General features: G+C 61.9%; 25 protein-coding genes and 1 tRNA gene. 13 read left to right on the forward strand and 13 right to left on the reverse strand.

Translation table 11 applies throughout. The features are described 5' to 3' along the window. Nucleotides 1–67: 67 nt before the first annotated feature. A complete protein-coding gene (gene purD / locus JHX88_RS08685) occupies nucleotides 68–1,336 on the reverse strand; it encodes a phosphoribosylamine--glycine ligase (protein WP_076528115.1) in 1,269 nt (422 codons plus the stop codon). 62 nt (nucleotides 1,337–1,398) lie between these two features. On the opposite strand from purD, the gene xseA reads away from it, so the two are divergent. The 4 genes from xseA to JHX88_RS08705 all read left to right on the forward strand — a co-directional run bounded on the left by xseA (nucleotide 1,399) and on the right by JHX88_RS08705 (nucleotide 8,582). Continuing rightward, on the forward strand, nucleotides 1,399–2,958 hold the full coding sequence (gene xseA / locus JHX88_RS08690) for an exodeoxyribonuclease VII large subunit (RefSeq protein WP_076528117.1): 1,560 nt from the start codon (nucleotides 1,399–1,401) through the stop codon (nucleotides 2,956–2,958). 204 nt (nucleotides 2,959–3,162) lie between these two features. Further along, nucleotides 3,163–4,458, forward strand: a complete 1,296-nt coding sequence (locus JHX88_RS08695; RefSeq protein WP_272848262.1) for an efflux RND transporter periplasmic adaptor subunit — start codon at nucleotides 3,163–3,165, stop codon at nucleotides 4,456–4,458. A gap of 25 nt (nucleotides 4,459–4,483) precedes the next feature. Continuing rightward, nucleotides 4,484–7,615: an efflux RND transporter permease subunit gene (locus JHX88_RS08700; RefSeq protein WP_076528121.1), complete on the forward strand. Its 3,132-nt coding sequence runs from the start codon at nucleotides 4,484–4,486 to the stop codon at nucleotides 7,613–7,615. A 64-nt stretch (nucleotides 7,616–7,679) separates the two neighbouring features. Next, nucleotides 7,680–8,582: a LysR family transcriptional regulator gene (locus JHX88_RS08705; RefSeq protein ID WP_076528122.1), complete on the forward strand. Its 903-nt coding sequence runs from the start codon at nucleotides 7,680–7,682 to the stop codon at nucleotides 8,580–8,582. A gap of 37 nt (nucleotides 8,583–8,619) precedes the next feature. Here JHX88_RS08705 and modC read toward each other — a convergent pair whose 3' ends face one another. The 3 genes from modC to modA are packed head-to-tail and all read right to left on the reverse strand — an operon-like array spanning nucleotide 8,620 to nucleotide 11,192. Continuing rightward, nucleotides 8,620–9,726: a molybdenum ABC transporter ATP-binding protein gene (gene modC, locus JHX88_RS08710; protein ID WP_076528163.1), complete on the reverse strand. Its 1,107-nt coding sequence runs from the start codon at nucleotides 9,724–9,726 to the stop codon at nucleotides 8,620–8,622. After that, nucleotides 9,723–10,418: a molybdate ABC transporter permease subunit gene (modB, locus tag JHX88_RS08715; RefSeq protein WP_076528124.1), complete on the reverse strand. Its 696-nt coding sequence runs from the start codon at nucleotides 10,416–10,418 to the stop codon at nucleotides 9,723–9,725. Before modB ends, modC begins: the two co-directional genes overlap by 4 nt. Before the next feature lie 3 nt (nucleotides 10,419–10,421). Next, nucleotides 10,422–11,192 (reverse strand): molybdate ABC transporter substrate-binding protein, encoded by a 771-nt coding sequence (gene modA / locus JHX88_RS08720; protein WP_076528165.1) that lies wholly within the window; start codon nucleotides 11,190–11,192, stop codon nucleotides 10,422–10,424. Nucleotides 11,193–11,478: 286 nt separating this feature from the next. On the opposite strand from modA, the gene rpsA reads away from it, so the two are divergent. From rpsA to selD, 3 genes are all read left to right on the forward strand, one after another. Continuing rightward, complete coding sequence (rpsA, locus tag JHX88_RS08725) at nucleotides 11,479–13,158, forward strand: 30S ribosomal protein S1 (protein ID WP_076528126.1); 1,680 nt, start codon at nucleotides 11,479–11,481, stop codon at nucleotides 13,156–13,158. A gap of 139 nt (nucleotides 13,159–13,297) precedes the next feature. Continuing rightward, nucleotides 13,298–13,939: a LysE family translocator gene (locus tag JHX88_RS08730; RefSeq protein WP_076528127.1), complete on the forward strand. Its 642-nt coding sequence runs from the start codon at nucleotides 13,298–13,300 to the stop codon at nucleotides 13,937–13,939. 75 nt (nucleotides 13,940–14,014) lie between these two features. Continuing rightward, nucleotides 14,015–15,070: a selenide, water dikinase SelD gene (gene selD / locus JHX88_RS08735; RefSeq protein ID WP_076528129.1), complete on the forward strand. Its 1,056-nt coding sequence runs from the start codon at nucleotides 14,015–14,017 to the stop codon at nucleotides 15,068–15,070. A 104-nt stretch (nucleotides 15,071–15,174) separates the two neighbouring features. Here selD and JHX88_RS08740 read toward each other — a convergent pair whose 3' ends face one another. From JHX88_RS08740 to JHX88_RS08755, 4 genes are all read right to left on the reverse strand, one after another. Further along, on the reverse strand, nucleotides 15,175–16,299 hold the full coding sequence (locus tag JHX88_RS08740) for a TRAP transporter substrate-binding protein (protein ID WP_141225923.1): 1,125 nt from the start codon (nucleotides 16,297–16,299) through the stop codon (nucleotides 15,175–15,177). 260 nt (nucleotides 16,300–16,559) lie between these two features. Further along, nucleotides 16,560–17,834: a phosphopyruvate hydratase gene (eno, locus tag JHX88_RS08745; RefSeq protein ID WP_076528133.1), complete on the reverse strand. Its 1,275-nt coding sequence runs from the start codon at nucleotides 17,832–17,834 to the stop codon at nucleotides 16,560–16,562. Nucleotides 17,835–17,903: 69 nt separating this feature from the next. Beyond that, nucleotides 17,904–18,581, reverse strand: a complete 678-nt coding sequence (locus JHX88_RS08750; RefSeq protein ID WP_076528135.1) for an endonuclease/exonuclease/phosphatase family protein — start codon at nucleotides 18,579–18,581, stop codon at nucleotides 17,904–17,906. 77 nt (nucleotides 18,582–18,658) lie between these two features. Continuing rightward, entirely contained in the window at nucleotides 18,659–20,062 is a 1,404-nt protein-coding gene (locus JHX88_RS08755) for a protein adenylyltransferase SelO (protein WP_076528137.1), read from the reverse strand. Between the two features lie 106 nt (nucleotides 20,063–20,168). Between JHX88_RS08755 and JHX88_RS08760 the strand changes: the two genes are divergently transcribed. The 4 genes from JHX88_RS08760 to JHX88_RS08775 are packed head-to-tail and all read left to right on the forward strand — an operon-like array spanning nucleotide 20,169 to nucleotide 23,066. Continuing rightward, complete coding sequence (locus JHX88_RS08760) at nucleotides 20,169–20,615, forward strand: bleomycin resistance protein (protein WP_076528139.1); 447 nt, start codon at nucleotides 20,169–20,171, stop codon at nucleotides 20,613–20,615. A gap of 32 nt (nucleotides 20,616–20,647) precedes the next feature. Next, the gene (gene obgE, locus JHX88_RS08765; RefSeq protein ID WP_076528141.1) at nucleotides 20,648–21,679 is read left to right on the forward strand and encodes a GTPase ObgE; all 1,032 of its coding nucleotides are present in this window, start codon (nucleotides 20,648–20,650) and stop codon (nucleotides 21,677–21,679) included. After that, on the forward strand, nucleotides 21,667–22,779 hold the full coding sequence (proB, locus tag JHX88_RS08770) for a glutamate 5-kinase (protein ID WP_076528142.1): 1,113 nt from the start codon (nucleotides 21,667–21,669) through the stop codon (nucleotides 22,777–22,779). Before obgE ends, proB begins: the two co-directional genes overlap by 13 nt. Nucleotides 22,780–22,796: 17 nt before the next feature. After that, a complete protein-coding gene (locus JHX88_RS08775) occupies nucleotides 22,797–23,066 on the forward strand; it encodes an Rdx family protein (RefSeq protein WP_076528144.1) in 270 nt (89 codons plus the stop codon). A gap of 89 nt (nucleotides 23,067–23,155) precedes the next feature. Here JHX88_RS08775 and JHX88_RS08780 read toward each other — a convergent pair whose 3' ends face one another. After that, a complete protein-coding gene (locus tag JHX88_RS08780; RefSeq protein ID WP_076528146.1) occupies nucleotides 23,156–23,377 on the reverse strand; it encodes a DUF6324 family protein in 222 nt (73 codons plus the stop codon). Nucleotides 23,378–23,480: 103 nt separating this feature from the next. Here JHX88_RS08780 and JHX88_RS08785 point away from each other — a divergent pair. After that, nucleotides 23,481–23,557 (forward strand) — tRNA-His (locus tag JHX88_RS08785). A gap of 194 nt (nucleotides 23,558–23,751) precedes the next feature. Here JHX88_RS08785 and JHX88_RS08790 read toward each other — a convergent pair. The 4 genes from JHX88_RS08790 to JHX88_RS08805 form a co-directional block, all read right to left on the reverse strand. Continuing rightward, nucleotides 23,752–24,735, reverse strand: coding sequence for a hypothetical protein (locus JHX88_RS08790; RefSeq protein ID WP_084203288.1), 984 nt, complete (start codon nucleotides 24,733–24,735; stop codon nucleotides 23,752–23,754). A 137-nt stretch (nucleotides 24,736–24,872) separates the two neighbouring features. Further along, a complete protein-coding gene (locus JHX88_RS08795) occupies nucleotides 24,873–25,157 on the reverse strand; it encodes a hypothetical protein (protein WP_076528167.1) in 285 nt (94 codons plus the stop codon). After that, the gene (locus JHX88_RS08800; RefSeq protein ID WP_272848223.1) at nucleotides 25,157–25,594 is read right to left on the reverse strand and encodes an MT-A70 family methyltransferase; all 438 of its coding nucleotides are present in this window, start codon (nucleotides 25,592–25,594) and stop codon (nucleotides 25,157–25,159) included. Before JHX88_RS08800 ends, JHX88_RS08795 begins: the two co-directional genes overlap by 1 nt. Before the next feature lie 191 nt (nucleotides 25,595–25,785). After that, the gene (locus JHX88_RS08805; protein ID WP_176011495.1) at nucleotides 25,786–26,115 is read right to left on the reverse strand and encodes a hypothetical protein; all 330 of its coding nucleotides are present in this window, start codon (nucleotides 26,113–26,115) and stop codon (nucleotides 25,786–25,788) included. On the opposite strand from JHX88_RS08805, the gene JHX88_RS08810 reads away from it, so the two are divergent. Continuing rightward, a complete protein-coding gene (locus tag JHX88_RS08810) occupies nucleotides 26,105–26,659 on the forward strand; it encodes a hypothetical protein (RefSeq protein WP_176011496.1) in 555 nt (184 codons plus the stop codon). The genes JHX88_RS08805 and JHX88_RS08810 overlap by 11 nt on opposite strands. The last annotated feature ends 171 nt before the right edge of the window (nucleotides 26,660–26,830 follow it).

A 26,830-nucleotide genomic window follows, 5' to 3' on the forward strand; every position in this document is an offset into this window, starting at 1 on the left:
CGGATTGCCCTGCCGGATGCCTCCGGCGGGGATATTTGCATGAAGAAGATCCGGTAACTTCTAAAAATTACTCGGCATTCGAAAGGGCGCGCCAACCGATATCACGGCGGTAAAAGCCCTCGGGCCAATCGATGGCATCGACAAGACGATATGCGCGCGCATGAGCCTCTGCCAGGGTTGCCCCGCGACCGGTACAGGCGAGTACCCGGCCGCCCGATGCGGTGACTCGTCCATCCGCCTCGGTGGTTCCGGCGTGGAAAACCATCTCGAAACTGGATTCGGTTACCTGGGAAAGGCCGTTGATTGCGCTGCCTTTTTCATATGATCCGGGATAGCCCTTCGCCGCCATGACGACGGTCAGCGCGTGATCATCGGCCCAATTGACCGAAGTTTCGGCCAGGCGTCCTGTCGCGCAGGCCAGCAGCAGGTCCAGTGCCTGCGCCCCGAGCCGGATCATCAGCGCCTGGCATTCCGGGTCGCCGAAGCGGACATTATACTCGACCAACCGGGCATGACCTCCATCGATCATCAAACCTGCATAAAGAATGCCCTGGAACGGGCTGTTTCTACGTGCCATTTCCGTGACCGTGGGGCGGATGATCTGTTCCATCACCTGTGCCTGCAAGGTCTCGCTCAGTACGGGCGCGGGACTGTAGGCCCCCATCCCGCCGGTATTGGGGCCGGTATCGCCTTCACCGACACGCTTGTGATCCTGGGCGGTTCCGATCGGGAGGCAATCCTTGCCATCGCAAAGAACAAAGAAACTGGCTTCCTCGCCGGTCATGTATTCCTCGATGACGATCGAGGTATCGCCGAATTCCCCGTCGAAAATCAAGTCGATGGCGTCACAAGCTTGTGCGACGGTTTCGGCGACGGTCACGCCCTTGCCCGCGGCCAGCCCATCGGCCTTGATGACGATTGGTGCGCCAAGGGCGATGACATGAGCGCGTGCGGCGGCGGCTTCGGTGAAACGCTCCCATGCGGCGGTGGGGGCGCCGCAGGCGTCGCAGACCTCCTTGGTGAAGGTCTTCGACGCTTCGAGCTGAGCGGCCGCCTGACTGGGGCCGAAGACCAGGAAGCCCGCGCCACGCAGCGCATCCGAGACACCTGCGGCCAGCGGGGCCTCGGGGCCGATCACCACGAAATCGATGGCGTTGTCCTGTGCGAATTCAAGGACATCGGCCCGGGAATTAATGTCAAGCTTGGCGCAATCCGCTACCCCGGAGATACCCGCATTTCCGGGTGCGACGATCAATCGGTCACATTTCGGGTTCTGCCGGATCGCCCAGGCCAGGGCATGTTCGCGCCCGCCGCCGCCGAGGATGAGGATATTCATCTGCCGCCCTTTCGCTTGCTGTCGCGGCGTTCTAATCTGGCTGGCGAAGGGGAACAAGCCGCATGGATCTGATCGACGACACTCCGGGCAACAATGCCCATGAATTCACCGTCTCGGAACTGTCGGGAGCGGTAAAGCGCAATATCGAGGATCAGTTCGGCCGGGTCCGGGTGCGCGGCGAGATCGGCCGGGTGTCGCGGCCGTCCTCGGGACATCTCTATTTCGATCTCAAGGACGACCGTTCGATCCTGGCGGCGGTCAGCTGGAAAGGACAGGCGGCGAAGCTAGCGCAGCGTCCGGAGGAGGGGATGGAGGTCGTGGCCACCGGGCGGATGACCACCTTTCCCGGCCAGTCCAAATACCAGTTGATCGTCGACCAGATCGAGCCCGCCGGGATGGGTGCCTTGATGGCGATGCTGGAAAAACGCCGCAAGGCGCTGGCTGCCGAAGGGTTGTTCGACCAGGAGCGCAAGCGTGCGCTGCCGTTCCTTCCACGGGTCATCGGTGTGGTTACATCGCCTTCGGGCGCGGTAATCCGCGATATCCTGCACCGGCTCCGCGACCGGTTTCCGACCCGCGTTCTGATCTGGCCCGTCGCCGTGCAGGGAGAGGGTTGCGCGCCACAGGTCGCGGCCGCCATTCACGGCTTCAATGACTTGCCGGAGGGGGGAACGATCCCGCGGCCCGACCTGATCATCGTTGCGCGGGGCGGGGGCAGTCTAGAGGATCTCTGGGGGTTCAACGAGGAAGAGGTTGTGCGCGCCGCCGCCGGCAGCGCCATTCCGTTGATCTCGGCGGTGGGGCACGAAACGGATACCACGCTGATCGATTTCGCATCGGACAGGCGCGCCCCGACGCCGACGGCGGCGGCCGAGCTTGCCGTTCCGGTTCGCGCCGATCTCGCGGCGCGCCTGGCAGAGGCGGGCGCGCGCATGTCCCGCGCCAGCGGCCAGAGGATCGAGCGTCCCCGGCAACGGCTACGGGATCTGTCACGGGCGATGGGGAGGCCTGCCGCCTTGACCGAGGGGGCACGGCAGCGTCTGGATCTGTGGGCTGCTCGGCTGGAGCCCGCGCTTCACGGGTTGGTGCGGGCGAGGCGGCAACAATTGGCGTCACGCCCGATGCCAGCGGCGACCCTGCGGCAGTTCACCTCTAGCAAGCGGCATATGATGGATCGTGTCGTGACGCGGCTTGAAGGTAGCCGTGAGCGGCAGATGGAGCGCCGCAAGGATCGTCTGGCACAATTGCAGGAACGGCTGGACAGTTCGCTGCGCCGGGTTGCGGCAGTTACGCGGCGGGCAATCGACACGCAATCCGAACGCCTCTCCGGGTTGGGCGCGCGGCTGGAGAATGGCGGGCGACGGGTTATCCGCCAACGGCGCGAGGTACTGATGCGGCTTGACCGGATGCGGCATACATTGGGCTATGAGCAGACATTGAAGCGCGGCTTTGCCGTCGTGCATGGCGGCGGTAGCGTGGTGACATCGGCCGCAGAGGCAGGCAAACTCACGCATTTCGAGATCGAATTCGCCGATGGGCGGATCGCGGCGGCGCCGGGAAAAGCACGCCCGGACACAGGACGCAAGAAGCGGGGCGGACCGGCCCAAGGCTCGCTGTTCTGAAACGGTCAACAGTGTTAACTGGGGGTTGAGGTTGTCAATTCAAGAGGTTGTGCCCGGCGCGTGATCGCCATAGGTTGTGCCTTGGTACATTGGCTGTACAGATTTCATTTCCATTGTGCCAATAAAATGAATTTTCATTGAATACAGGCCGCGGGCATGATCACACATACTCGAATTCTCGTTGCTGCATCTGCAGTTGGCGCGATGCTGTGGGCTGGGACCGGACTGGCTCAGCAGGAAGGCGAAATGCCTCCGCCGGCCGTCACGGTCGTCACGCTGGAAGCCGAGGACGTCACCCTGACGGTAACCTTGCCGGGACGTGTCGTGGCTTCGGCAGAGGCAGATTTGCGCCCGCAGGTCAACGGTCTCATCACCGAGCGTCTGTTTGACGAGGGTAGCGTCGTCAAAGAAGGCGATCCGCTCTACCGGATCGATCCACGCAGTTACCAGGCTGCCGTGGCACAGGCAGAGGCATCGCTGGCGCAGGCAAAGGCACAGGCAGAATCCGCCCGGCGCGATGCAGAGCGGGTGGCGGCGCTGCGTGATCGGCGTGTGGCCAGCGAACAGAACCAGGACAGCGCCATAGCTGCGCGCGACGCTGCTGAAGCGGCGGTGAAGGCAGCAGAGGCGCAATTGCAGGCGGCGCAGATCGATCTGGACCGCACGACGATCACGGCTCCGATCGATGGGGTGATCGGCTTGGCGCAGGCGTCGCAAGGGGCACTGGTGACAGCATCGCAAGCGACACCGCTGGCGGTCATCCGGCGGATCGATCCGGTCCATGTGGACGTGACCCAATCGGCGGCCGAGATTATCCGCTGGCAGCGCCAGGGCGCTCAGGCGGCGCTGCCCGAGGGGGCGGATCGCACCGTGACCTTGCATCTCGCCGACGGCACCGAATTCGAGAATACCGGCTCGCTGACAGCGGCAGAGCCGCATGTCGACGAGACCACCGGCGTCGTCACGCTACGGATGGAGTTTGCCAATTCCGATAACCTGCTCTTGCCCGGAATGTATGTCCTGGCCGAAATTCCGCAGGCGCAATTGCAGGACGTAATCCTTGCTCCGCAGGAAGGGGTGACACGGGATCGCCGGGGCCGTCCCGTCGCCATGGTCGTGAATGACGAGAACATCGTCGAGATGCGGCAATTGGAGATCGTTCAGGACCGCGGCAATTCGTGGGTGGTGCGTGAAGGTCTGGAAGATGGCGACCGGCTGATCGTGGCCGGCTTCCAGCGCATCGGCGAGGGTATGCCCGTGACCCCTGAGGAGCGCGGCGAGGAGCCTCCGGCAGATGAGGCTGCTGCACCGCAGGAGGAAGGGGCCGCTCCGGAGGCTTCGGAAGGTGCAACCGACGGGGAGCAATCCGCCGAAGGTGAGGCACCGCCTGCGGAACCCACCGGCGAAGACGAGGAAGCCGCCGCGGCCGGGCAGGGCGAGGCCGCCTCAACCGAACAGGCCGCCAAAGAGGCAGCCCAGGACGACGACACCGGCAACTGACGGCCGGATCAGCGCGAGAGATATCATGGCCCGTTTCTTCATCGACCGACCGGTATTTGCCTGGGTGATCTCGATCATCATCATGGGGATCGGCATATTGTCGATCACGACGTTGCCGGTCGCACAATATCCGCAGATCGCACCGCCCTCGGTGACGATCCGCGCGACCTATCCCGGAGCTTCGGCAGATACCGTGGCGAATACGGTCACGCAGGTCATCGAACAGCAGATGACCGGGCTTGACGGGATGCGCTACATGTCGTCCAACTCGACCTCGGACGGGACCTCCTCGACCACGCTGACCTTCGAGACCGGCACCGATGTCGATATCGCTCAGGTGCAGGTCCAGAACAAGCTGTCGCAGGCCACGCCGCTACTGCCAGAACCAGTGCAGAGGCAGGGTGTCAGGGTCGAGAAAGCCGCGTCGGGTTTTCTGATGGTGGTCGGCCTGATCGGGGACGAGAATTTCAACGCGACCGATCTGAGCGACTACATGGTCACCAACCTTGTCGATGATCTCAGCCGGGTCGAAGGGATCGGCAGCGTGCAGGTTTTCGGCGCGCAATATGCCATGCGCATCTGGCTGGATCCTGCCAAGCTCGCCGCCTACGAACTCGCGCCATCCGATGTTGTCGGGGCGGTTTCGGCGCAGAACACCCAGATTTCCGCGGGGGCATTCGGGGGTTTGCCCGCGGTTGACGGCCAGATGCTGAACGCCACCGTCACGGCGCAATCCCTGCTGTCCACGCCCGAGGATTTCCGCCAGATCGTTCTTCGCGCCGAAGAGAATGGCGGGCTGGTCCTGCTACAGGATGTCGCCCGGGTCGAAATCGGGGCCGAAACCTATGGCGGCGATCCGACCTATAACGGTCGACCCGCTTCCGGCATGGCGCTCAGCCTTGCGCCGGGGGCTAACGCGCTGGACACCGCCGAACGCGTGAAGGAGCGCATGGAGGAATTCGCGGAGTTCTTCCCCGAGGGCGTCGATTACGTGATCCCCTTCGATACCGCGCCATTCGTCGAGATCTCGATCGAGGAGGTGGTGCATACGCTGATCGAGGCCATCGTGCTGGTCTTCCTGGTCATGTATCTCTTTCTGCAGAATTGGCGGGCGACGCTGATTCCGACACTGGCGGTGCCTATCGTTCTGCTGGGGACGTTCGGGATCATGGCGGCCTTCGGCTTCACCATCAACACGCTGACCATGCTGGCCATGGTGCTGGCCATCGGCCTTCTGGTCGATGACGCCATCGTCGTGGTGGAGAATGTCGAGCGGATCATGGAGGAAGACGGGCTGCCTCCGCGCGAGGCGACCCGCAAATCCATGGGCCAGATCACCGGCGCCCTGATCGGGATTGCGCTGGTGTTGTCGGCGGTGTTTGTGCCGATGGCCTTTTTCGGCGGTTCGACCGGGGTGATCTATCAGCAATTCGCGATCACCATCGTGTCCGCCATGGCACTATCGGTTGTCGTCGCGTTGACCTTGACGCCGGCGCTCTGCGCGTCGTTGCTGCGACCGGCCCAGCATGGCGAGAAGCGCGGCTTCTTCGGCTTGTTCAATCGCGGTTTCGACCGCACATCGCGCGGTTATACCGGTGCGGTGGGCTGGATCGTGCGCCGTCCGCTGCGGACTTTGCTGGTCTATATCGGGCTCGGAACGGTCATGGCGCTCCTGTTTATTCGCACGCCGGAAGGTTTCCTGCCCGATGAGGATCAGGGCATCATGTTCGTGCTGATCCAGGGCCCGACCGGTGCCACCGTCGAACGGACCGAGGCGGTTATCGATCAGGTCGAGAATTACTTCCTCAACGAAGAGGCCGAATCCGTCGATTCGATGTTCGGTGTGGCGGGTTTCAGCTTTGCCGGATCCGGGCAGAATGTCGGCATGGCATTCGTGCGGCTGAAGGATTGGGACGAACGACCATCGCCAGAGCAATCGGTGCAGGCCATCGCGGGCCGCGCCTTTGGGGCACTGAGCCAGATCCGCGACGCGATGGTTTTCCCGGTCGTGCCGCCCGCAGTGATCGAACTGGGTAATGTCTCGGGCTTCGATTTCTACCTGCAGGCGCGGGGCGGGCAATCGCATGAACAGTTGCTTGAAGCGCGCAACCAGTTGATCGGCATGGCGACCGAAAGCCCGATGATCGCGCAGGTCCGCCCTTCGGGGCTGGAGGATGCGGCCCAGTATCGGCTGAATGTCGATTGGCGCAAGGCAGGTGCGATGGGGGTGACGGCCACCGATGTCGCCAACCTGATGCAGATCGCCTGGACCGGGAATTACGTGAATGACTTCATCGACCGTGGACGGATCAAGAAGGTCTATGTCCAGGGCGAGGCAGATGCCCGTTCCGTGCCAAGCGATTTCGACAAATGGCGGGTGCGCAATGCGACCGGCGGGCTGGTGCCATTCTCGAATTTTGCAGAAGGAGAATGGACCTTCGGTCCGCAGGGGCTGAGCCGTTATAACGGGATGCCATCGATGCAAATCCAGGGCAGCCCGGTACCAGGTGTCAGCTCGGGCGATGCGATGGCCGAAATGGAACGGCTGACGGGCCAGCTTCCGGCGGGCTTCAATATTTCCTGGACAGGTTTGTCGCTCGAGGAACGCGAATCCGGCGACCAGACGACATTGCTTTACGCGCTGTCTCTGGCGGCGGTGTTCCTGTGCCTTGCCGCGCTTTACGAAAGCTGGGCGATCCCGCTGGCGGTGATCCTGGTCATGCCCATCGGTGTTCTCGGCGCGCTGGTCGGGGCCTATCTGGGCAAGTTCGACAATGGGGTATTCTTCCAGGTCGGCTTGCTGACGGTGATCGGCCTGACCGGCAAGAACGCCATCCTGATCGTGGAATTCGCGCGAGAGCAGTCGCAGGCCGGGGTGCCGCTTTACAACGCCGTGGTCGAAGCCGCTCGCCAACGTTTCCGCCCGATTATCATGACTTCGATAGCCTTCTCGCTCGGGGTTCTGCCGCTGGTGCTATCCACCGGTGCGGGTGCGAATGGCCGCAACGCGATCGGTGCGACTGTGATGGGTGGAACACTGGCGGCAACGGCGATGGGTATCCTCTTTGCTCCGCTCTTCTTCGTGCTGATGCGCAGGATGTTGGGCCGCAAGGACACATGGGAAGACACGTCGGCAAGCACTGAAACCGCGCAGTGACCGGTCCATCGCTTGACCCGGCTCCGCCGATCACGCTTGATGAAACGCGTGAAAGGGGGCCAAGGTGATCGACAAGCTCGAGATGTTTCTGGCGGTGACCAAGGAGGGTCATTTCGGACGTGCCGCCGCCAGTCTGGGGATCACTCAGCCGACGCTCTCGGCCGGGATCAAGCAACTCGAGGAGCAGCTTGGGGTTTTGCTGATCTTTCGCGGCTCGCGCTATGGCGGCTTGACCCCCGAAGGGCAGAGCGCGCTGATATGGGCGCGCCGGATCGTCGGTGATACCAGGCAGTTGCGTGAGGAAATGCGGGCGACTCGGCACGGGCTGTCCGGACGCTTGAGGATCGCGGCCATTCCCACGGCGCTGACCTGGGCCGCCAAGCTCAGTGCCCGTTTCGGGGCCATGCATCCGAATGTCAGTTTCACGATCCTGTCGCGCACCTCCATCGATATCCTGCAAATGATCGACGATCTCGATATCGATGCCGGGATCTCCTATCTCGACAATGAACCCTTGGGCAAGGTGAGCACGGTTCCCTTGTATGACGAGCGTTACATGCTGGTTTGCGGAGAGGAGACCGAGTTTGCGAAACGTACCAGCATGGCATGGGCTGATCTCGACGGGCAAAGGCTCTGCCTTCTGACTTCGGACATGCAAAACCGACGGATCATCAACCGCAATCTCGCCACCGCCGGGGTGACGCCGCTGGCAATGGTCGAATCGACTTCAACCGTGGTGCTGGTTTCGCATGTCGTGGCGGGGGGGTGGCTGACCATCCTGCCCGAGGATATCGCGATTTTCCTCGCGCAGGGAAAGGCATTGCGGGTGGTTCCGATGCAAGGCGAGGACAGCACCCATGCCGTTGGCCTGGTGGCACCCTGGCGCGAGCCGCATACCCCGGTGCTCGAGGCGCTTTTGACGGAGGCGCGCCGAATGGGTGCGCGCCGGATGCGGACGAAGAAATGATTTCGATCAAGTGACGGGCAGAGATAAATCCTTTCTGTCAAGGCTGTGAACCGACTAAACGCTCCGCGCCTCCGATGCTCCCCGGAGCGACCGAGACCGCCTTGAGTACCGCGTGAACCGGTTTGCCGGGCTCCAGTGCCAACGCCTTCGCCGAACGCCGGGTGATCCGCGCGAGGATGGCTTCGCCGCCTGCATCGAGCCGGACGAGCATGCCGATATCCGTTTCGGTCAGATCGCGAACAACCGCCGGCAGCACATTCAGCGCAGAGATCCCCTTGGGCCGGTCCAGCGCAATCATGACGTCCTGCGCAAGGATTCGCAGGCGCATGACAGCTCGCGGTGCGGCCCCGACATATGGCAAAAAGATCGTCCCGGTGGCGGTGCCAAGCCGGGTCAGCCCATCCGCTTCATGAGCCTCGATCCGGGCGGTGATGATCGCGCCGGTTTCGCGCAGGCCCAGTACCGGAGCGATGGCCGGATCGGACAGGATTTCGGCGGCAGTTCCCGCGCGTATGACATGACCGGATTCGATCAGGACAATACTGGTGGCCAGCCGGGCAATCTCGGCCGGCGCATGGCTGACATAGAGGATCGGCAGCCCGGTTTCGTCCCGCAGCCGCTCCAGATAGGGCAGGATCTCGGCCTTGCGCGCCTCGTCCAGCGCGGCCAGCGGCTCGTCCATCAAGAGCAGGCGCGGATCGGACAGGATCGCGCGTCCCAAGGCCACCCGCTGCCTTTCGCCCCCGGACAGGGCCACGGGGCGTCGGCTTAGCAAGTGACCGATCCCGAGCATTTCGACGATCCGCGCGAAACCGGCGCGGTCGTGACGGCCCGAGAACCAGCGCCCGTAAAGCAGGTTCTGCCGTACCGTCAGATGGGGGAAAAGCCGTGCTTCTTGAAAGACATAGCCCATACCGCGCCGGTGTGGCGGCAGAAAGCGCCCGGTTTCACTGTCCGAAAGTAACCGCCCGTCCATCTCGATCCGGCCCCCATCGGGGCGCATCAGCCCGGCGACGGCGTTGACGATACTGGTCTTGCCCGAGCCCGAGCGTCCGAACAGCGCGGTCACGCCGGGCGGCGCCTCGAATGCGGCGTCCAGCGTGAAATCGGGAAAGCGGTGGCGGATCGAAACGGATAGCATCAGCGCGCCCCGATCCGCCGGGCGACCGCCCGCGCCAGCCATTCGGACAGGAACAGCGCCCCCATCGCGATCACCACCGCGACCAGCACAAGGCGCAGCGCCGAGTCCTCTCCCCCCGGCACCTGCAGGAAGGCGTAGACGGCAGAGGGCAGGGTCTGGGTCTGGCCGGGGATATTCGAGACGAAGGTGATCGTCGCGCCGAATTCCCCCACCGCCTTGGCGAAGCCCAGCACCATCCCGGCCATGATCCCCGGCAGGATCAACGGCAGGGTAATCGTGGCAAAGACCCAGATGCGCGGCGCGCCGAGCGTTGAGGCGGCCTGTTCCAGCTTCGGGTCCACCGCCTCGATGGCGAGGCGGATGGCGCGAACCATCAGGGGAAATCCCATGATCGCGGCTGCCAGCGCGGCACCCGTCCAGCGGAAGGCAAGCACGATGCCGATCTGGTCGAGGAATTGCCCGATCATGCCGCGCCGTCCGAAGGTCAGCAGCAGCAGATAGCCGGTCACCACCGGGGGCAGTACCAGCGGCAGATGCACGAGTACATTCAGCAGGCCACGTCCCGGAAAGCGCCAGCGTGCCAGGGCATAGGCCACCAGCAGCCCGAAAGGCAGGCTGGCCATCACCGCCACGGTCGAGACACGCAACGACAGGGCAACCGCCTGCCATTCCTCGGGGGATAGCCAGCCGCTCATGGATCAGTCCGGCACGGTAAAGCCATGCCGGACGAAAACCTGTGCTGCGGCCTCGTCCGAAAGGGCGTCATGGAACTGACGATCGGCCTTATCCCGGGCGTCGGAAAGCAGCCCGGCGGGATAAATGATCGGGGGGTGGCTGGCGGCGGGAAACTCGCCGATCACGGTCACATTCTCGTCGGCCAGCGCGTCGCTGGCATAGACGATCCCATATGGAGCCTCGCCGGTCGAAACCAGCGCCAGTGCCGTCCGGACGTTATCCGTTTGCGCAACATCCTCGACGACCCTGCCCCACAGCCCCAACTGGACCAGCGCGGCCTTGCCATATTGCCCTGCCGGAACCGAGTCCACCAATGCCATGGCCAGCTTGCCGCCGTCCAGCAATGCGGGCAGATCCGTCTCTGGTCCGATCTCTTCCAGTTTGGATGCCTCCGGATCAGAGGCGATCAGGACCAGCCTGTTGCCCAGAATATCCTTGCGTCCGTCCTTGGCCAGAAGCCCGGCTTTCTCGACCTCGTCCATCCATTCGACATTGGCCGAAACGAACAGATCCGCCGGAGCCCCGGCAAGGATTTGCTTGGCCAGTTGCCCGGAACCCGCATAGGAGATCGTAACCTCATGCCCTGTATCCGCGGCGAAACCTTCGGCCACCTCGTCCAGCGCGTTCTTCAGCGAGGCGGCCGCGAAAACCACCACTTCCTCGGCATTCGCGGATGCGGCGGCAATCAGCAGGATCGCGGGCATAAGGAAGGTGCGGAGAACTTGCATCGGCATATCCATGGCTTCGATATGTTTAGGTGGATATATCGCCTGCCCGATCCCGGCATGCAAGCGATATTTCCAGACGGACATAACCCGCGAATGCGCGCTTTACGGTTGATCTTTGCCGCGTCAAGGATTATTTGGGCCCCAGTCAATCGGGCGACATGGTCACAACAGGCCACAAGAATACGGGTCGGGCGCATAGCCACGACCCTTTGTCGTTACTGAAAGGCATCTAACAGACCGGCGGAGCCAACCGTCAGGCCAGATAAACAGACGTAAAGGAAACTGAAAACGCATGTGCGCTAAAGCGACCATGGAGGAATTCGAAGCCCTCCTCAACGAAAGCTTCGACATGGACACGCCCGATGAGGGCAGTGTCGTCAAAGGCCGCGTCATCGCCATCGAGGCGGGACAAGCCATCATCGATGTCGGCTACAAGATGGAAGGCCGCGTCGATCTGAAAGAATTCGCAAATCCCGGCGAGGACGCCAATATCTCGGTCGGCGACGAAGTCGAGGTCTATCTGGACCGTGTCGAGAACGCCCGTGGCGAAGCCTCGATCAGCCGTGAAAAGGCCCGCCGCGAAGAAGCCTGGGATCGCCTGGAGAAAGCCTATGCCGATGAAGAGCGCGTCGAAGGCGCCATCTTCGGTCGCGTCAAGGGTGGCTTCACGGTCGATCTGGGCGGTGCCGTGGCCTTCCTGCCCGGCAGCCAGGTCGATGTCCGCCCCGTGCGCGACGCTGGCCCGCTGATGGGTCTGAAGCAGCCCTTCCAGATCCTGAAAATGGATCGCCGCCGTGGCAACATCGTTGTCTCGCGTCGCGCCATCCTGGAAGAAAGCCGCGCCGAACAGCGTGCCGAGGTTATCGCCAACCTGACCGAAGGCCAGAGCGTGGACGGTGTTGTCAAGAACATCACCGAATACGGCGCCTTCGTCGATCTGGGCGGTGTTGACGGTCTGCTGCATGTCACCGACATGGCATGGCGCCGCGTGAACCACCCCTCGGAAATCCTGTCGATCGGAGAGACCGTCAAGGTTCAGGTCATCAAGATCAACAAGGAAAGCCACCGCATCAGCCTCGGCATGAAGCAGTTGCAGGACGATCCCTGGGATACCGTGGCCGACAAGTTCCCGCTCGGTTCGGTTCACCATGGCCGCGTGACCAACATCACCGATTACGGCGCCTTCGTGGAGCTGGAAGCCGGTGTCGAAGGCCTGGTCCATGTCTCGGAAATGAGCTGGACCAAGAAGAACGTCCATCCGGGCAAGATCGTCTCGACCTCGCAAGAGGTGGACGTCATGGTTCTGGAAATCGACGAAGCCAAGCGCCGCGTCAGCCTCGGTCTGAAGCAGACCATGCGCAACCCGTGGGAAGTCTTTGCCGAGACCCATCCGTCGGGCACCGTCATCGAAGGCGAAGTCAAGAACATCACCGAATTCGGTCTGTTCGTCGGCCTCGAAGGCGATATCGACGGCATGGTTCACCTGTCGGATATCAGCTGGGATGCCCGTGGCGAGGACGCCATCCAGGACTTCCGCAAGGGCGATGTCGTCAAGGCCGTCGTGCAGGACGTGGATGTCGAGAAAGAGCGCATCTCGCTGTCCATCAAGGCGCTTGAGAACGAGCATATGGCTGAAGCCGTTGACGGCGTGAAGCGTGGCTCGATCGTCACCGTCGAAGTGACCGCGATCGAGGATGGCGGCGTCGAGGTGGAATATAACGGCGTCAAGTCGTTCATCCGCCGCAGCGACCTGGCCCGCGACCGTCAGGACCAGCGCCCCGAGCGCTTCCAGGTCGGCGACAAGGTCGATGCCCGCGTCACCAATGTCGACACCAAGACCCGTCGTCTCGGCCTGTCGATCAAGGCGCGCGAGATCGCCGAAGAGAAAGAGGCGATCGACCAGTATGGCAGCTCGGATTCGGGTGCCTCGCTTGGCGACATCCTCGGCGCAGCGCTGAAGCGCGACGAGTAATCAAGGCATCAGCCTTGGAAATGTGATTGGCCCGTCCCCGGATAGGGGGCGGGTTTTCTTTGTCTTTTGTCTTTTCGGATTGCTTCTGCCGCTCGACCGGCTCATTTTGCCCCTCGGGATCGTGACAGGAGGCAAGGTGATGGGTTGGGCCGAAATCGCGGCATTCGCACTGGCAACCGCATTGCTGGTTGCATCACCCGGACCGAATGGCGTGCTGATCGCCCGCACCGTCCCGACATCGGGACCTGCGGCCGGCCTTGCCAACATCGCCGGCTTCTTCACCGCCTTCTATATCCATGGTGCCCTGTCGATCCTCGGCATTGCGATCATCCTGCTGCAATCGGCCACAGCTTTCATGATCGTCAAGTACCTGGGCGCGGCCTATCTGTTCTGGATCGGGATCAAGTCTTTGCTTCAGGCCATCCGGGGTGAGATTGCGACTCCCGGCAGCGTGCGACCCGCGCAGCGGAAACGAAGCTTGTGGCGCGCCTATGTCGAGGGATTGCTGACCAATGGGCTGAATCCCAAGGTTTCGATGTTCTATCTCGCGGTGTTTCCACAGTTCATCCCGGCCAGCGCTCACCCGACAGCCTCGGCATTCCTGCTGGTCTTCGTGCATTCGGCGATCAACGTGATCTGGTTCGGCGCGATGGTCATGCTGTTTTCGCGTCTGACAGGGCTGGCACGCAGCAACCGGGTTCAGCGCTGGTTGAAAGGCGTGACCGGGATCGTCTTCATCGGATTCGGCGCCAAGCTGGCAAGCTGGCGCGCCGCGATCTGACCGGTGATGCTTGCCGGTCAGACCGCCACTCCATATGCTGCCCCGGCATAAACCATCTTCTTCCAAGGATCGCCAATGAACGCCCCAACCGCATCCGAACCCCGGCTGACTTCGCTTTCCCACGGAGGCGGCTGCGGCTGCAAGATCGCGCCCGGCGTATTGACGGGGCTGCTGCGCGGCACCGCGATGCTACCTGTTCCCGAGGCGCTTCTGGTCGGCATCGAAACCTCGGACGACGCAGCCGTCTACCGGTTGAACGATCATCAGGCGTTGGTGGCGACGACCGACTTCTTCATGCCCATCGTTGACGATCCGCTGGATTTCGGCCGGATCGCGGCAACCAATGCGATCAGCGATGTCTATGCGATGGGAGCCACGCCAATCATGGCGCTGTCGCTGGTGGGGATGCCGATCAACACGCTGTCTTCTGAAACCATTGCCCGAATTCTCGAAGGCGGCGCGATGGCCTGCCGGGATGCGGGCATTCCTATCGGAGGCGGCCATACGATCGACTCGGTCGAGGCCATCTATGGGCTGGTTGCCATGGGGCTGGTCGACCCGGCCGATGTCAAACGCAATACCGGAGCGAGGGTCGGCGATGTCCTGATCCTTGGCAAACCGCTTGGTGTCGGTGTCATGTCGGCTGCCCTGAAGAAAGAGGCCTTGGGGAGCCAGGGTTACAAGCAGATGATCGCTGCGACGACGCGACTAAACACCCCCGGCCCGGATCTTGCCCGGTTGCAGGGGGTTCAGGCGATGACCGATGTGACTGGTTTCGGTCTTGCCGGACATATGCTGGAGATGGCGCGGGGATCGAATTGCGAATTGCGGCTGGATTGGGACAGGGTGCCGCTGCTGCCAGGCGCGCGTGAACTTGCCTTGAACGGTTTCGTAACAGGGGCGTCGGGGCGCAACTGGAGCAGCTATGGCGATGATGTGAGTCTGCCTGAAGGATTTGCCGAGGTGGATCGGGCGTTGCTTTCCGATCCGCAGACCAGTGGTGGATTACTGGTGTCCTGCACCGAAGAAAGCGCCGAGGCAGTTCTCGCGATCTTCAACGATCACGGCTTTGCGGATGCGACTGTGATCGGACAGGCACATGAGGGGGCAGGGCGGCTTGTGATCGAATAGCAACCGCGCTGCCTCAAGGGTCGGTGAGCACCGTAACCCTTCTTGATGTTCGAAAACCAGCCGATGCCGGGATATGAAATTCTCGGCACCGGCGTTGTCTGCTATTACTCTCCGCCACCGACGGCCAGCTTGCCGTTGCGCTGTTGGATCATCATGAACGTGTCGAAGGTATATTCGGCCGTCTGAGCATACAGATACCAATCATCGCGATATTGCAGCATCGCTTCATACTGTTTCTTGAACCACTCGTTCTCCGCCGAAAGCTCGGCATAGACCTCGTTGGAGGCCTCGAAGGCTGCAACCATCACGTCTTCGCTGAAGGATCGAAGCTCGGCACCCGAGCCGACCAGCTCTTTCAGTGCGGCCGGGTTCTTCATGTCGTATTTCGCCAGCATGTTCTGGTCCACCGACTGACAGGAGGTGCGCAGAAGCGACTTGTAGCTTTCGGGCAGTTCCTCGAACTTGGCCTTGTTGAAGAAGAAACTGACCGTCGGTCCGCCTTCCCAGAAACCCGGATAATAGTAATAGGGCGCGACCTTCTGGAAGCCCAGCTTGCTGTCGTCATAGGGGCCGACCCATTCGGCAGCATCGATGGTACCCTTTTCGAGCGACGGATAGACGTCGCCGCCAGCAACCTGCTGCGGGACCACACCCAGTTTCTCGACCACCCGGCCAGCAAGCCCGGCAATCCGCATCTTGAGGCCTTTGAGATCTTCGAGGCTGTTGATTTCCTTGCGATACCAGCCACCCATTTGCACGCCAGTATTACCGCCAGGGTAAGCGACGAGGCTGTACTGATCCAGAAACTCGTTATAATTCTCGTTCCCGCCGCCATGATAGTTATAGGCGGCCTTGGCCCGCGCGCTGAACATGAAGGGAAGATCGGCGCCACAGGCAAAGGCCGGGTCCTTGCCCCAGTTGTAATAACCAACGGAATGGGCCGATTCCACGGTGCCATCCGTCGCCGCGTTGATTGCGTCCAGCCCGGGTACGATCTCGCCCGCGGCAAAGACCTGGATGTTGAACTTGCCGTCACTGGCTTCCTTCAATCGTGTCGAAAGCTCTTCACCGCCACCATAAATGGTGTCGAGCGATTTCGGAAAGGACGATGCCAGACGCCAGTTGATCGTGGGGGATTCCTGTGCAATCGCCGGGGCGGCCAGTGTTGATCCTGCAGCGGCAGCCGCGCCACCGACCGAGGCACGCGTCAGGAAGGACCGGCGGTCCAGTTTATTGGAATCTTTCATATATTCTCCTCCGAGTTGGGCGGTAGGGATTGGATCCCGTCGTTCTGCCGCCAGTCACGGGCCGCAGTTTAGCCGGAGATCGGCGGCTGTCGAGGGGGCATGAGAACATGTGGAGTGAAAAAACATCGGCACCCCATCCACTTTCTAGAATTTTACCTTAACATATTAATAAGACAAGTAATTATCGCACCTTATTTGGAGAGGCGCGAGGCCCTCGCCAGAGAGGCAAGGGCCAAAATTTCTCAGCGCAGGATCGAACGCCCCGCATAGACAGCAGTCGCGCCAAGCATTTCTTCGATCCGGATCAGTTGGTTGTATTTGGCCAGCCGGTCCGAACGCGCGAGGCTGCCGGTCTTGATCTGGCCGCAATTGGTGGCGACGGCGAGATCCGCGATCGTGGCATCCTCGGTTTCGCCCGAACGATGGCTCATCACGCTGGTATAGCGGGCGCGGTCGGCCATGCGCACTGCGTCCAGTGTTTCGGACAGGGTGCCGATCTGGTTGACCTTGACCAGCAGGCTGTTGCCGCATCCCTTGGCAATACCGTCGGCCAGACGGGTGGGGTTGGTCACGAACAGGTCGTCGCCGACCAATTGCACCGTGTCACCCAGCTTGTCGGTCAAGAGCTTCCAGCCGTCCCAGTCATCCTCAGCGCAGCCATCCTCGATGGACAGGATCGGATAATCGCCGCAAAGCGCCGCGAGATAATCGACATTCTCTGCCGGGGTCAGGGATTTCCCTTCGCCGGAAAACTCGTATTTGCCGTTCTTGAAATATTCGGTCGAGGCGCAATCAAGTGCCAGCATGATATCGTCGCCGGGCTTGTAGCCGGCTTTCTCGATGGCCTTGAGGATGAAATCCAGCGCGTCCCGCGTGCCCGAAAGGTTCGGGGCGAAACCACCCTCGTCGCCGACACCAGTGGCCAATCCCGCCGCCGCCAGCTCTTTTTTCAGCGTGTGGAACACCTCGGATCCCATGCGCACGGCATCGCGGATACTCTCCGCGCTGACAGGCATGATCATGAATTCCTGGATGTCGATGGGGTTGTCGGCATGTTCGCCGCCATTGATGATATTCATCATCGGCACCGGCAGGATATGCGCGCCCGTGCCGCCGACATAACGATACAGCGGCTGTGCGCAGCTTTCGGCGGCGGCCTTTGCGACGGCCAGCGAAACGCCCAGGATCGCATTCGCGCCCAAACGGCCCTTGTTCGGCGTGCCGTCCACGTCGATCATCAACGCGTCGATGGCCTGCTGTTCGGTGGCATCCTCGCCGACCAGCAATTCGGCGATCTCGCCATTCACGGCAGCGACGGCTTCCAGCACGCCCTTGCCCATATAGCGCGACGTGTCGCCGTCGCGCCGTTCGACCGCCTCATGTGCTCCGGTGGAAGCGCCCGAGGGCACCGCCGCACGGCCGAGGGTGCCGTCTTCCAGTGTCACGTCGACCTCGACGGTCGGATTGCCGCGGCTGTCGAGAATCTCGCGGGCGAAAATGTCGAAGATGGCGGTCATTTGGTGCCTCCGTTGATCAGCGTTGACGCATACATAACCGCCACGGCTTCAAGCCGAAAGCAGCAATCGTCATGCAAATCCGATATCTGCCCAGATTGGCAGGTGGTCCGAAGCGTCGCGCGCCTGCGCCCCATTGCCGACTCCTGACGCGATGATTTCCAGTCCGGGCGAGATGGCGAAACGGTCAAGTTTCAGGCGCGGCAAAGGTGCGGGATATGACGGCCCCGGCGCTACGACCCTGAATCCCGAGAGCATTTCCAGCCCCCGATCATCGCGCCATTCGTTGAAATCGCCCATCATCACGATATGATCCCCGCCGATCCGGCCGGCCTGTGCCGAGACACGGGCAAGCTGCGCTCGGCGAGAGGATCGCGTCAGCCCCAGATGCAGGCCGATCACCGTCAATTCAGGTAAACGCAAGGCAACGGCCCCACGCGGTTCCAGGCCCGGCAGTGGAAGACGCCGCAAAACGGCTGCCTCGGCCAGATCGGGACGCATCAGGATCGTCTGGCCATGCCAACCCAGGGAGTTCTCGCCCGTTCCGTTGATATCGGCGGGGACCAGCCCGGTCTCGCGCTCGATCAACGATCGGGGCAGGGCTTCGGGCCGCGTACCAAGACGGAAATCAACCTCCTGCAAGGCGATGATGTCCGGCCTGAGTTCGCGAATGACGGCAAGGTTGCGTTCTGGCGCATGTGGACCGGCAAGGCCACGGCACTTGTGCAGATTGTAACTGGCCAGTCTCAACACGACCCCGTTCCCCTTTTACCTTCCCGCAGATTATGCCGGGATCGGGTCGTTGCAAAGGCTGGGTCACATCAACTTCACGTTCCGCAAAAGGTCTGCCGGACGATCTCCTCGGGACGGGGAGGGGAGGCAAGATCGCTCCATTCCGGGCGGTCCTCATGCGGGTGGATCACCGCATCTAGCAGTCGTTCGAACGGGGTCAGATCATTCGCGACTGCCGACTCGATGGCCTCTTCCACGCGGTGATTGCGCGGAATGCGCAACGGGTTGGCTTTGGCCATCACATTGTCATCCGGGCAAAAAGATCGCCAATCCTCGACCCATTCGTCAAATTGTGCCGGGTCCGGGAACTCGTCCCGTGCCGAGCCGTCTGCCAAGCCACGGAAAACCCGTGTGAAATCGGCGCGCTGCCGGGCCATGATGGTTAGCAGGCGCTCGATCAGCGGCTGGATGTTCTCGCCCGCGTCGCTCAGTCCCAATTTCTCGCCGAACCGCCTTAGCCATGCCGTTTGGTAGAGGGGTGCGAAACGATGCACCGACCGGGTTGCCGCCTCGATGGCAGCGTCCCGTTCGCCCATCAACGGGATCAGGCAGGTTGCCAGTTGCGCAAGATTCCAGACCGCCACCTGCGGCTGCTGCGCCCAAGCGTATCGCCCCATCTGATCTATCGAGGAAAAGACCGTATCGGGATGATATGCATCCATGAATGCACAAGGGCCATAATCGATGGTTTCGCCCGATACTGCCATGTTGTCGGTATTCATGACCCCGTGAATAAAGCCGAGCGCCATCCATTGCGCGATGGTTTCGGCCTGCCGCTCCACCACCTTGTCCAGCATGTCCAGAGGTCCCGATGCCTCGGGATAATGCCGCGCGATGACATGATCGGTCAGCGCGGCCAGTGCATCCTCGCGTCCCCGAACGGCGAAATACTGGAACGTGCCGACCCTGATATGGCTGGAGGCAGTTCGGGTCAGCAACGCTCCCGGCAGGGCGGTTTCGCGCCAGACCGTTTCGCCGGTCATCACCGCTGCGAGTGCCCGCGTTGTCGGCACGCCCATCGCAGCCATGAATTCGCTGACGACATATTCACGCAGTACGGGCCCCAACCATGCCCGGCCATCGCCCATCCGCGAGAACGGAGTCTTGCCGCTGCCCTTGAGTTGGATATCGAAGCGCACACCGTCCGGCGCCACCACCTCGCCCAGCAAGACGGCCCGGCCGTCGCCAAGCTGCGGTACGAACCCTCCGAACTGGTGTCCGGCATAGGCCTGTGCGATCGGCTCGGCACCTGCAGGCAGTGCATTGCCGGCCAGCATCGCCACGCCATCGGGGCCACGCAGCCAATCCACATCCACTCCCAACCGCTCGGCCAGTTCTGCATTCAGGGCAATCAGGCGCGCGTCGGATACCGGGGTCGGATCGATACGGGCGAAGAACCCCTTTGGCAGGCGCGCATAGCTGTTGTCGAAATGGATCATGAAGGTCTCCTTTCTCTCTAGATAAGCAGAACAGCGCGATTTGCCATCCCTTGCGTGAGACGCCGCATCCGCGTATCGCCTGCAGGAAAAGGAGCATCAGTGGATCATGGATCAGGCAGAGCGCAACAATGCCGCCTCGAACGGCGGGAGACCCGAGGGCGGTTTTGCGGCGATGGTGCCCGAACTTGATGTGACCGACCTCGGTGAAAGCCTGCGGTTCTGGTGCGATTTGCTGGGCTTTTCGGTTGCCTATTCCCGACCGGACGCGGGATTTGCCTATCTTCAACGAGGCCCGCTGCAGATCATGCTATGCCGGTTCAACGGGGATTGGGCCACAGGTCCTCTGGAACCTCCCCTTGGTCGGGGTGTGAATTTCCAGATGAGCGTCGACGCGGTCGAGCCGATTGCGGGCACTCTGGAAAAGGCCGGATGGGCGCTGTTCCGTCCGGTCGAAGAGAAAAGATATCGTGTGGGTGACAGTTGGTCTGTAACTCGCGAATTTCTGGTTCAGGATCTGGATGGATACCTGCTGCGCTTCCAGGCCAGCGCATAGCCGCCTGAGCGGTCATCAAAGGAGCAAAGCCGATGAAATTTCTCGATCTGGCACGCGTTCATATCCGCTCGGGCGGCGGCGGCGCCGGTTGCGTCTCGTTCCGGCGCGAGAAATATGTCGAATATGGCGGCCCCGATGGCGGTGATGGCGGGCGCGGCGGCGATGTCTGGGCCGAGGCAGTCGAGGGGCTGAACACGCTGATCGATTTCCGGTATCAGCAGCACTTCTTCGCCAAATCCGGACAGCACGGCATGGGCAGCCAGATGACCGGCAGATCGGGCGACGATAAAGTGCTGCGCGTTCCGGTCGGCACCGAGATCCTCGAAGAGGACGAAGAAACGCCCATCGCCGATCTGACCGAGCCGGGCCAGCGCGTCCTGCTCGCCAAGGGCGGCAATGGGGGTTGGGGTAACCTGCATTTCAAGACTTCGACCAATCGGGCGCCACGCAAGGCCAATCCCGGCCAACCCGGGGTCGAGCGGACCATCTGGCTACGGCTCAAGCTGATTGCGGATGCGGGGCTGGTCGGGTTGCCGAATGCGGGCAAATCGACCTTCCTGGCGACCGTATCGAATGCCCGCCCCAAGATCGCCGATTATCCCTTTACCACGCTGCATCCCAACCTGGGAGTGGTCGGGGTGGATGGCCGGGAATTCGTCATGGCCGATATTCCGGGACTGATCGAGGGTGCCAGCGAGGGCAGGGGGATCGGCGACCGCTTCCTTGGCCATGTCGAACGCTGCTCGGTGCTACTGCATCTGGTCGACGGCACATCCGAGGATGTGGCGAGTGATGCCCGCACCATCCTGACCGAGCTTGATGCCTATTCCCCGGTGCTGATGTCCAAGCCGCGCGTCACCGCGCTGAACAAGATCGATGCGCTGGACGATCAGACCATCGCCGAACGCCATGCCGCATTGGAGACGGAACTCGGGACTCCGGTGCATATGATGTCCAGCGTGGCGCGTCAGGGCGTGACCGAGGTACTGCGCGCGCTCCGGTCCGAGATCGCGCCGACCCGACACAGCACGGATGATGAGTCCGACGCACCATGGCAACCCTAACCCCTTCTCTGACCTCTGCCCGCCGGCTGGTCATCAAGATCGGCTCGGCGCTGCTGGTCGGTCCCCAGGGACTGCGTGGCGACTGGTTGCAGGGGCTTTGCGACGACGTGGCGGAATGGCGGCGGGGCGGCTCCGACGTGGTGCTGGTTTCCTCCGGCTCCATCGCGCTTGGCCGCCGGGTTCTGGGTCTTCCACCGGGCGCCCTGGCGCTCGAACAGGCGCAGGCGGCCGCGGCAGTCGGCCAGATCCGTCTTGCCCGGGCCTATGAAGAGGCGCTGGCCCCGCATGGGGTGACGACCGCGCAAGTCCTGCTGACGCTGGAGGACAGTGCCGAGCGGCGGCGGTACCTGAACAGCCGGGCGACGATGCAGATGCTCTTGTCGTTTGGCGTCGTGCCCATCGTGAACGAGAACGACACGATCGCCACCGACGAGATCCGCTATGGCGACAATGACCGGCTCGCTGCCCAGATCGCGGTGACCTGCGGGGCCGATCAGTTGTTGCTGCTATCGGATGTGGATGGGCTGTATACTGCCAATCCGAAAACCGATCCCACCGCCCGGCATTTGCCGGTCATCAGGCAACTGACCCCCGAGATCGAGGCGATGGGCGGAGATCCTGTTTCGGGACTCTCCAGGGGAGGCATGAAAACCAAGCTGATGGCCGCCCGAACCGCCATCGCCGGTGGTTGCGCCATGGTGATCGCGGAAGGCTCGGTCACGCGCCCGCTGACCGCGGTGGCAGAAGGGGCTCGTGCCAGTTGGTTCCTGCCCGATGGCGATCCGCAAACGGCGCGCAAACGCTGGATCGCGGCGATGAAGCCCAAGGGCGTTCTGAGCATCGATCAAGGTGCCGCCGATGCGCTGCGCCGCGGGAAATCCCTTCTGCCCGCCGGGGTCCGCGCGATCACCGGCACCTTCGGGCGGGGTGATCCGGTGACGATCTCCGGCCCCTCGGGAGAGGCCCTCGCGACCGGCTTGTCGCGTTATACCGCCGACGAGGCACGCCGTATCATCGGCCACCACTCGGCCGAAATCGAGACGATCCTCGGCTATCCCGGACGCGCGGCGCTGGTTCATCGCGACGACATGGCACTGTGACGGAAAGGAGCACGTATATGCCAAATCTGGTCATCACCTATTGCACCGGCTGCAACTGGTTGCTGAGGGCAGGTTGGTATGCGCAGGAATGCCTGTCGACCTTCGGCACGGCTATCAGCGTCACCCTGATTCCAGACGATTCCGGCGGTATTTTCGAGATCTCGCTTGATGGCGCGACGATATGGGAGCGCAAGCGCGATGGCGGCTTTCCCGATATCAAGGCCCTGAAGCAGCGGGTCCGGGATCGGATCGACCCCGGACTCTCGCTTGGACATTCGGACAAGTAACTGCCTTTGCACCGATGCGGCAGGTCGGAACCACGACCTCGCATTCTTTGGGGCGCCTGACCGAAGCCAGGCCTCAAGTCATCGAATAATCAGCGTTTTCCGCGGGGCTTGGATTTGCCGCCCTTCGCTGCCATCTTCCGCGCGGCTTCGGCCGCTGCAAGCAATTCTTCGGCAATTTCGGTCGCTTCCTCTGGGTCGAAATCCAGCGGCAGATCGAGGCCCTCGCCTTCGACATAGATTCTTACCATGCCCTGATCCGTCGGCCCGACCTGCAGATTGGCGGCTATTTCGCTTTGGCTGTTGATGCTCACGGTCCTGACCCCTGTCTTTAGAAAGCTTTCTGTAGCCTGTTGCAAATTTCCCGGCAAGTCGGGCTTGCAACCTTTGCTTACCGGGTTTAGAGAACGCTTCCGTGCCGCCTTAGCTCAGTTGGTTAGAGCGCTGGATTGTGGATCCAGAGGTCCCCCGTTCAAGCCGGGGAGGCGGTACCAATAATTTCAATGACTTAAGTGAATGTGCTCAATTCAGGTTGAGAGGTGGTTGAGAGGCCAGTTGAGAGTATCGATTCTCAACGTTCCTTTTGCGTTCCAATCCGCATCTGGATGACCTGATTGATGCTTTCCGATCTGGACCTGGAATAACGGTCTGTCGTGGTCACGGATGCATGGTTCGCAGCGTCGCGGAGCTACATGGGAGTTGCGCCCGCGTTCCTGGCATGTGTGATCGCCGCGGCGCGCGTGTCGCGGACCCAGATATGCGATGGCACGCCAGCGGCATCACGGTATTCGCACCACTTGTCTCGCCACCTGTAGCGATCGAACGGCAGTCCAGTGTTCGGGTTCACAATCACGGGGCCGACGCGACTTTCCCTCGGTATCGACAGCAAGCGGCTGCGGAGTTGAGGAAGCGGTGTCAGATTGAAGACCAGCTCATCGGGAAGGTCATCTTCCGTTTTCGATGGCGTCTTGCGTACCTCCGACACATCGCGATCAATCATCGCCCAGGTCAGGCCGTCGGCCCACCGGAAGTTTCCGCGAATGATGCCGCTGTCGCGGGGATCATCCTTGCCGAGGCGCAACCACTGACCAATCACATCAACACCGCGAAGACTCAGCCACCATTGCAGTGACACGCCCAAGGCGAACATGGCGTCACCGGCATCGTCAGCTTTCTGGATGACCGCCTCGACCTGTTGCGATGTCGGCGCAACGGTCCGGGGTTTTGGCCCCTTGATCCGCATTTCGGACAGGACATCCTTGATTGCAGCGCAGCCAGAAACGTTCAGCGCCTTTCCATATCCGACCAGTATCCGAAGCATGGTGAACTGCGCCTTGATGTAGTGCTGGCTTCGACCGTTGTCCTTCATTGCCTTTTGCCATCGCTTCAGTTCGGCAAAGTCTACGTCTGCGATGAAGCCCTGGCCGATCGCTTCTTCCCAGCTGGCAAGGCGGGACCGGTAGCTGTCCTGGGTAACCGACTTCACCTCGTGGAATGGAGAAATCTCGTCGGCCAGGTACCGACCGATCAGCCATTTCCATGTTCCCGGCTCTACCTTCGGCGAGTCGTCATCGAACCAGCAAATCATTTCCCTGGTCAGTTCGCGTGCGAGCCGAGCCCGCTCGGCATCTTGCCCGTCACCGATCTCACCGGGCAGCCGGACATTCTTCACGGCATATCCGGCCTCTCGGTATTTCGCGGGGGCCTTCCAGTAAAGCCAGTTCCTTGTTCTGGCCGTGTGAGGGGCAAAGAGCGGATCGCTCCCGTCCCATAATCTATTCTCTGCGGTTCATGCATATGCACTCCTGTTCAGAAGGCGCGGAGGTTGATCCTCTGCCCTTTGTCGTCGGGCTTTTCATGGGCCCGAACCTGAACAGGATCAGCAACGCGCCGTCTCTTGGCAAGCCAGGCGTCGACATCGGCCTTCAAGGTGAAGCCGGTGAGCGGGTCGCGGGGTGGGAATCCTTCACTCTCCAGGCGCTTTCGTTCCCGCTTCAGCCAGTCATGGGATCGCCCGAACCGCGCAGCGATCCAGTGCTCCGAACCATAGGCTGCAACAGGATCAAAGGTTTTGTCGTTGGTTGGGCATGCCATCATCCCACCTCCTGAAACTTCTCGACTTCATTGCCCCAGTTCGCCCAGCCTTCACGGCGCTGGCGGCTAAATAGTTCGATGCGCCTGGCGTCCGACATCAGCCGCTCGGCCTCGGTGAATGCCTCGTCGGGCTTGCGGCTATGCTCGCGAACCGGGCCCATGATGACCGGGCGAACCGACCGGCTGGTCTTCGGCGATCCGCGGGTTCCGATCAGGAACGGCTCACCCGCACAGCGCAGGATGTATCCGGTCCCGAAGGCCAGCTTGCCGTGCTTTGTGGTTTTCACCCAATGGCCGGCCGTCTTTCGATTGAAGCCCCAGGCATCCATAATGTCGAAGGCCTCGCGCAGGAGCGGGTTGGTGGCCCAGAGCCACAGGACGCAATTGTCGGACGCCAGGGCAGAGACGGGTAGGGCGGCGATGTCATCGAGTGACATGCAGGCGTATTGCGCCTTGGCGTTCTTCGCTTCGCCCGCGGATGAGTAGTTGTCGAACGATCAGGGCGGGTCGGCCATGATCAGGTCGAAGCCGCCGAAGGGGCGCAGGGCGTGGAATGTGTGGAGCGGGCTCACGTATGCATACTCCGAAACGCGTTCAGGTCTTTCAGAAGGTCAAGCCCCTCGCCAACCTAGACGTACACATACGCAGCACCAAGTGGCCTCGCGCCGATCTTTATCCACGCATCGGGCCGACCATCGGCTACCGGATCGTGGCAAGCCCAAAATGTAGAGCCCTTATATTTGCCATCGGTCCATTTCCATTTCGCGGCAATTATTTGATCGCCGACCGGGGCGCTAAGTCCCGCCGATACAACCCAACGTCCGAACGCCTCGGCCAGCGCGATCTGCGCCGCCTGAACCGATCTCGCGGTGCCCCGTTCGTCGGTGCGATCCAGCTCCCATGTGGCGCGGCCATCGCCGAGCGGATTGATACGCCCGATATATGCCTTGCTCGGCAAACAGTTTTGCGGCTTTCAGCTGGAGGTCGGCATTTCCTACGATCTGATCCGCGACAGAGACGATGGCCTCAGTCCGTTTGACCTCCTGATCGATCTGTTCGGCCGAGATGCCCTCGTCGGACAGCCGCTCGAGCTGCGCAAAAAGGTGGTTGTTCAAATCACCAAGCTTGTTTCTCATGGTTCACGCTCTCTGCTGCTGCGCCAACCGCTTTTCGGCGGCGGCAATCCAATTGCTGAAGGCACCCTGCAATCCGCTCGTGCTGGTCGAGCTTATCCGGCGCATGGTGATACGGTTGTTCTCGGCTCTCTCCGCGACCTGGGCGCCGTAGGTGGCGGTCAGGTACTCGCCGAGTTCGACCGCGGCTTTCCGGTGTCGGCGGTGCTGATCCATGATGTCGCCGCGGCGAGAGTCGATTGTTGGCAGCTGCGAGATGCGTGCGCGAAGATCGGCGATGATGTCGGGAAGGGCGGTTGTGTCGGTCATTACATTCTCCTTGTCCCGTCGATGATGCGGTCAAGCCATACGGGCTTGTTGTCACGCTGACGGCCAATCAGGGCTTCGCCGGCCCGAATTGCCTTGATGATCGGATTGGCAAAACGTTTTTCGTGAGCATGCATAGATCCCTCGCGAGGTATCATGCGGTCCTCGCCATCCAGGCCGTCCGGTAAACTCGCGGATTCTATGATGGTGTGCAGGTCGTCACGCAGGCACGGC

Origin of the sequence: Paracoccus saliphilus (genome assembly GCF_028553805.1) — a bacterium.
In the GTDB taxonomy this organism is placed as follows: Bacteria; Pseudomonadota; Alphaproteobacteria; order Rhodobacterales; family Rhodobacteraceae; genus Paracoccus; species Paracoccus saliphilus.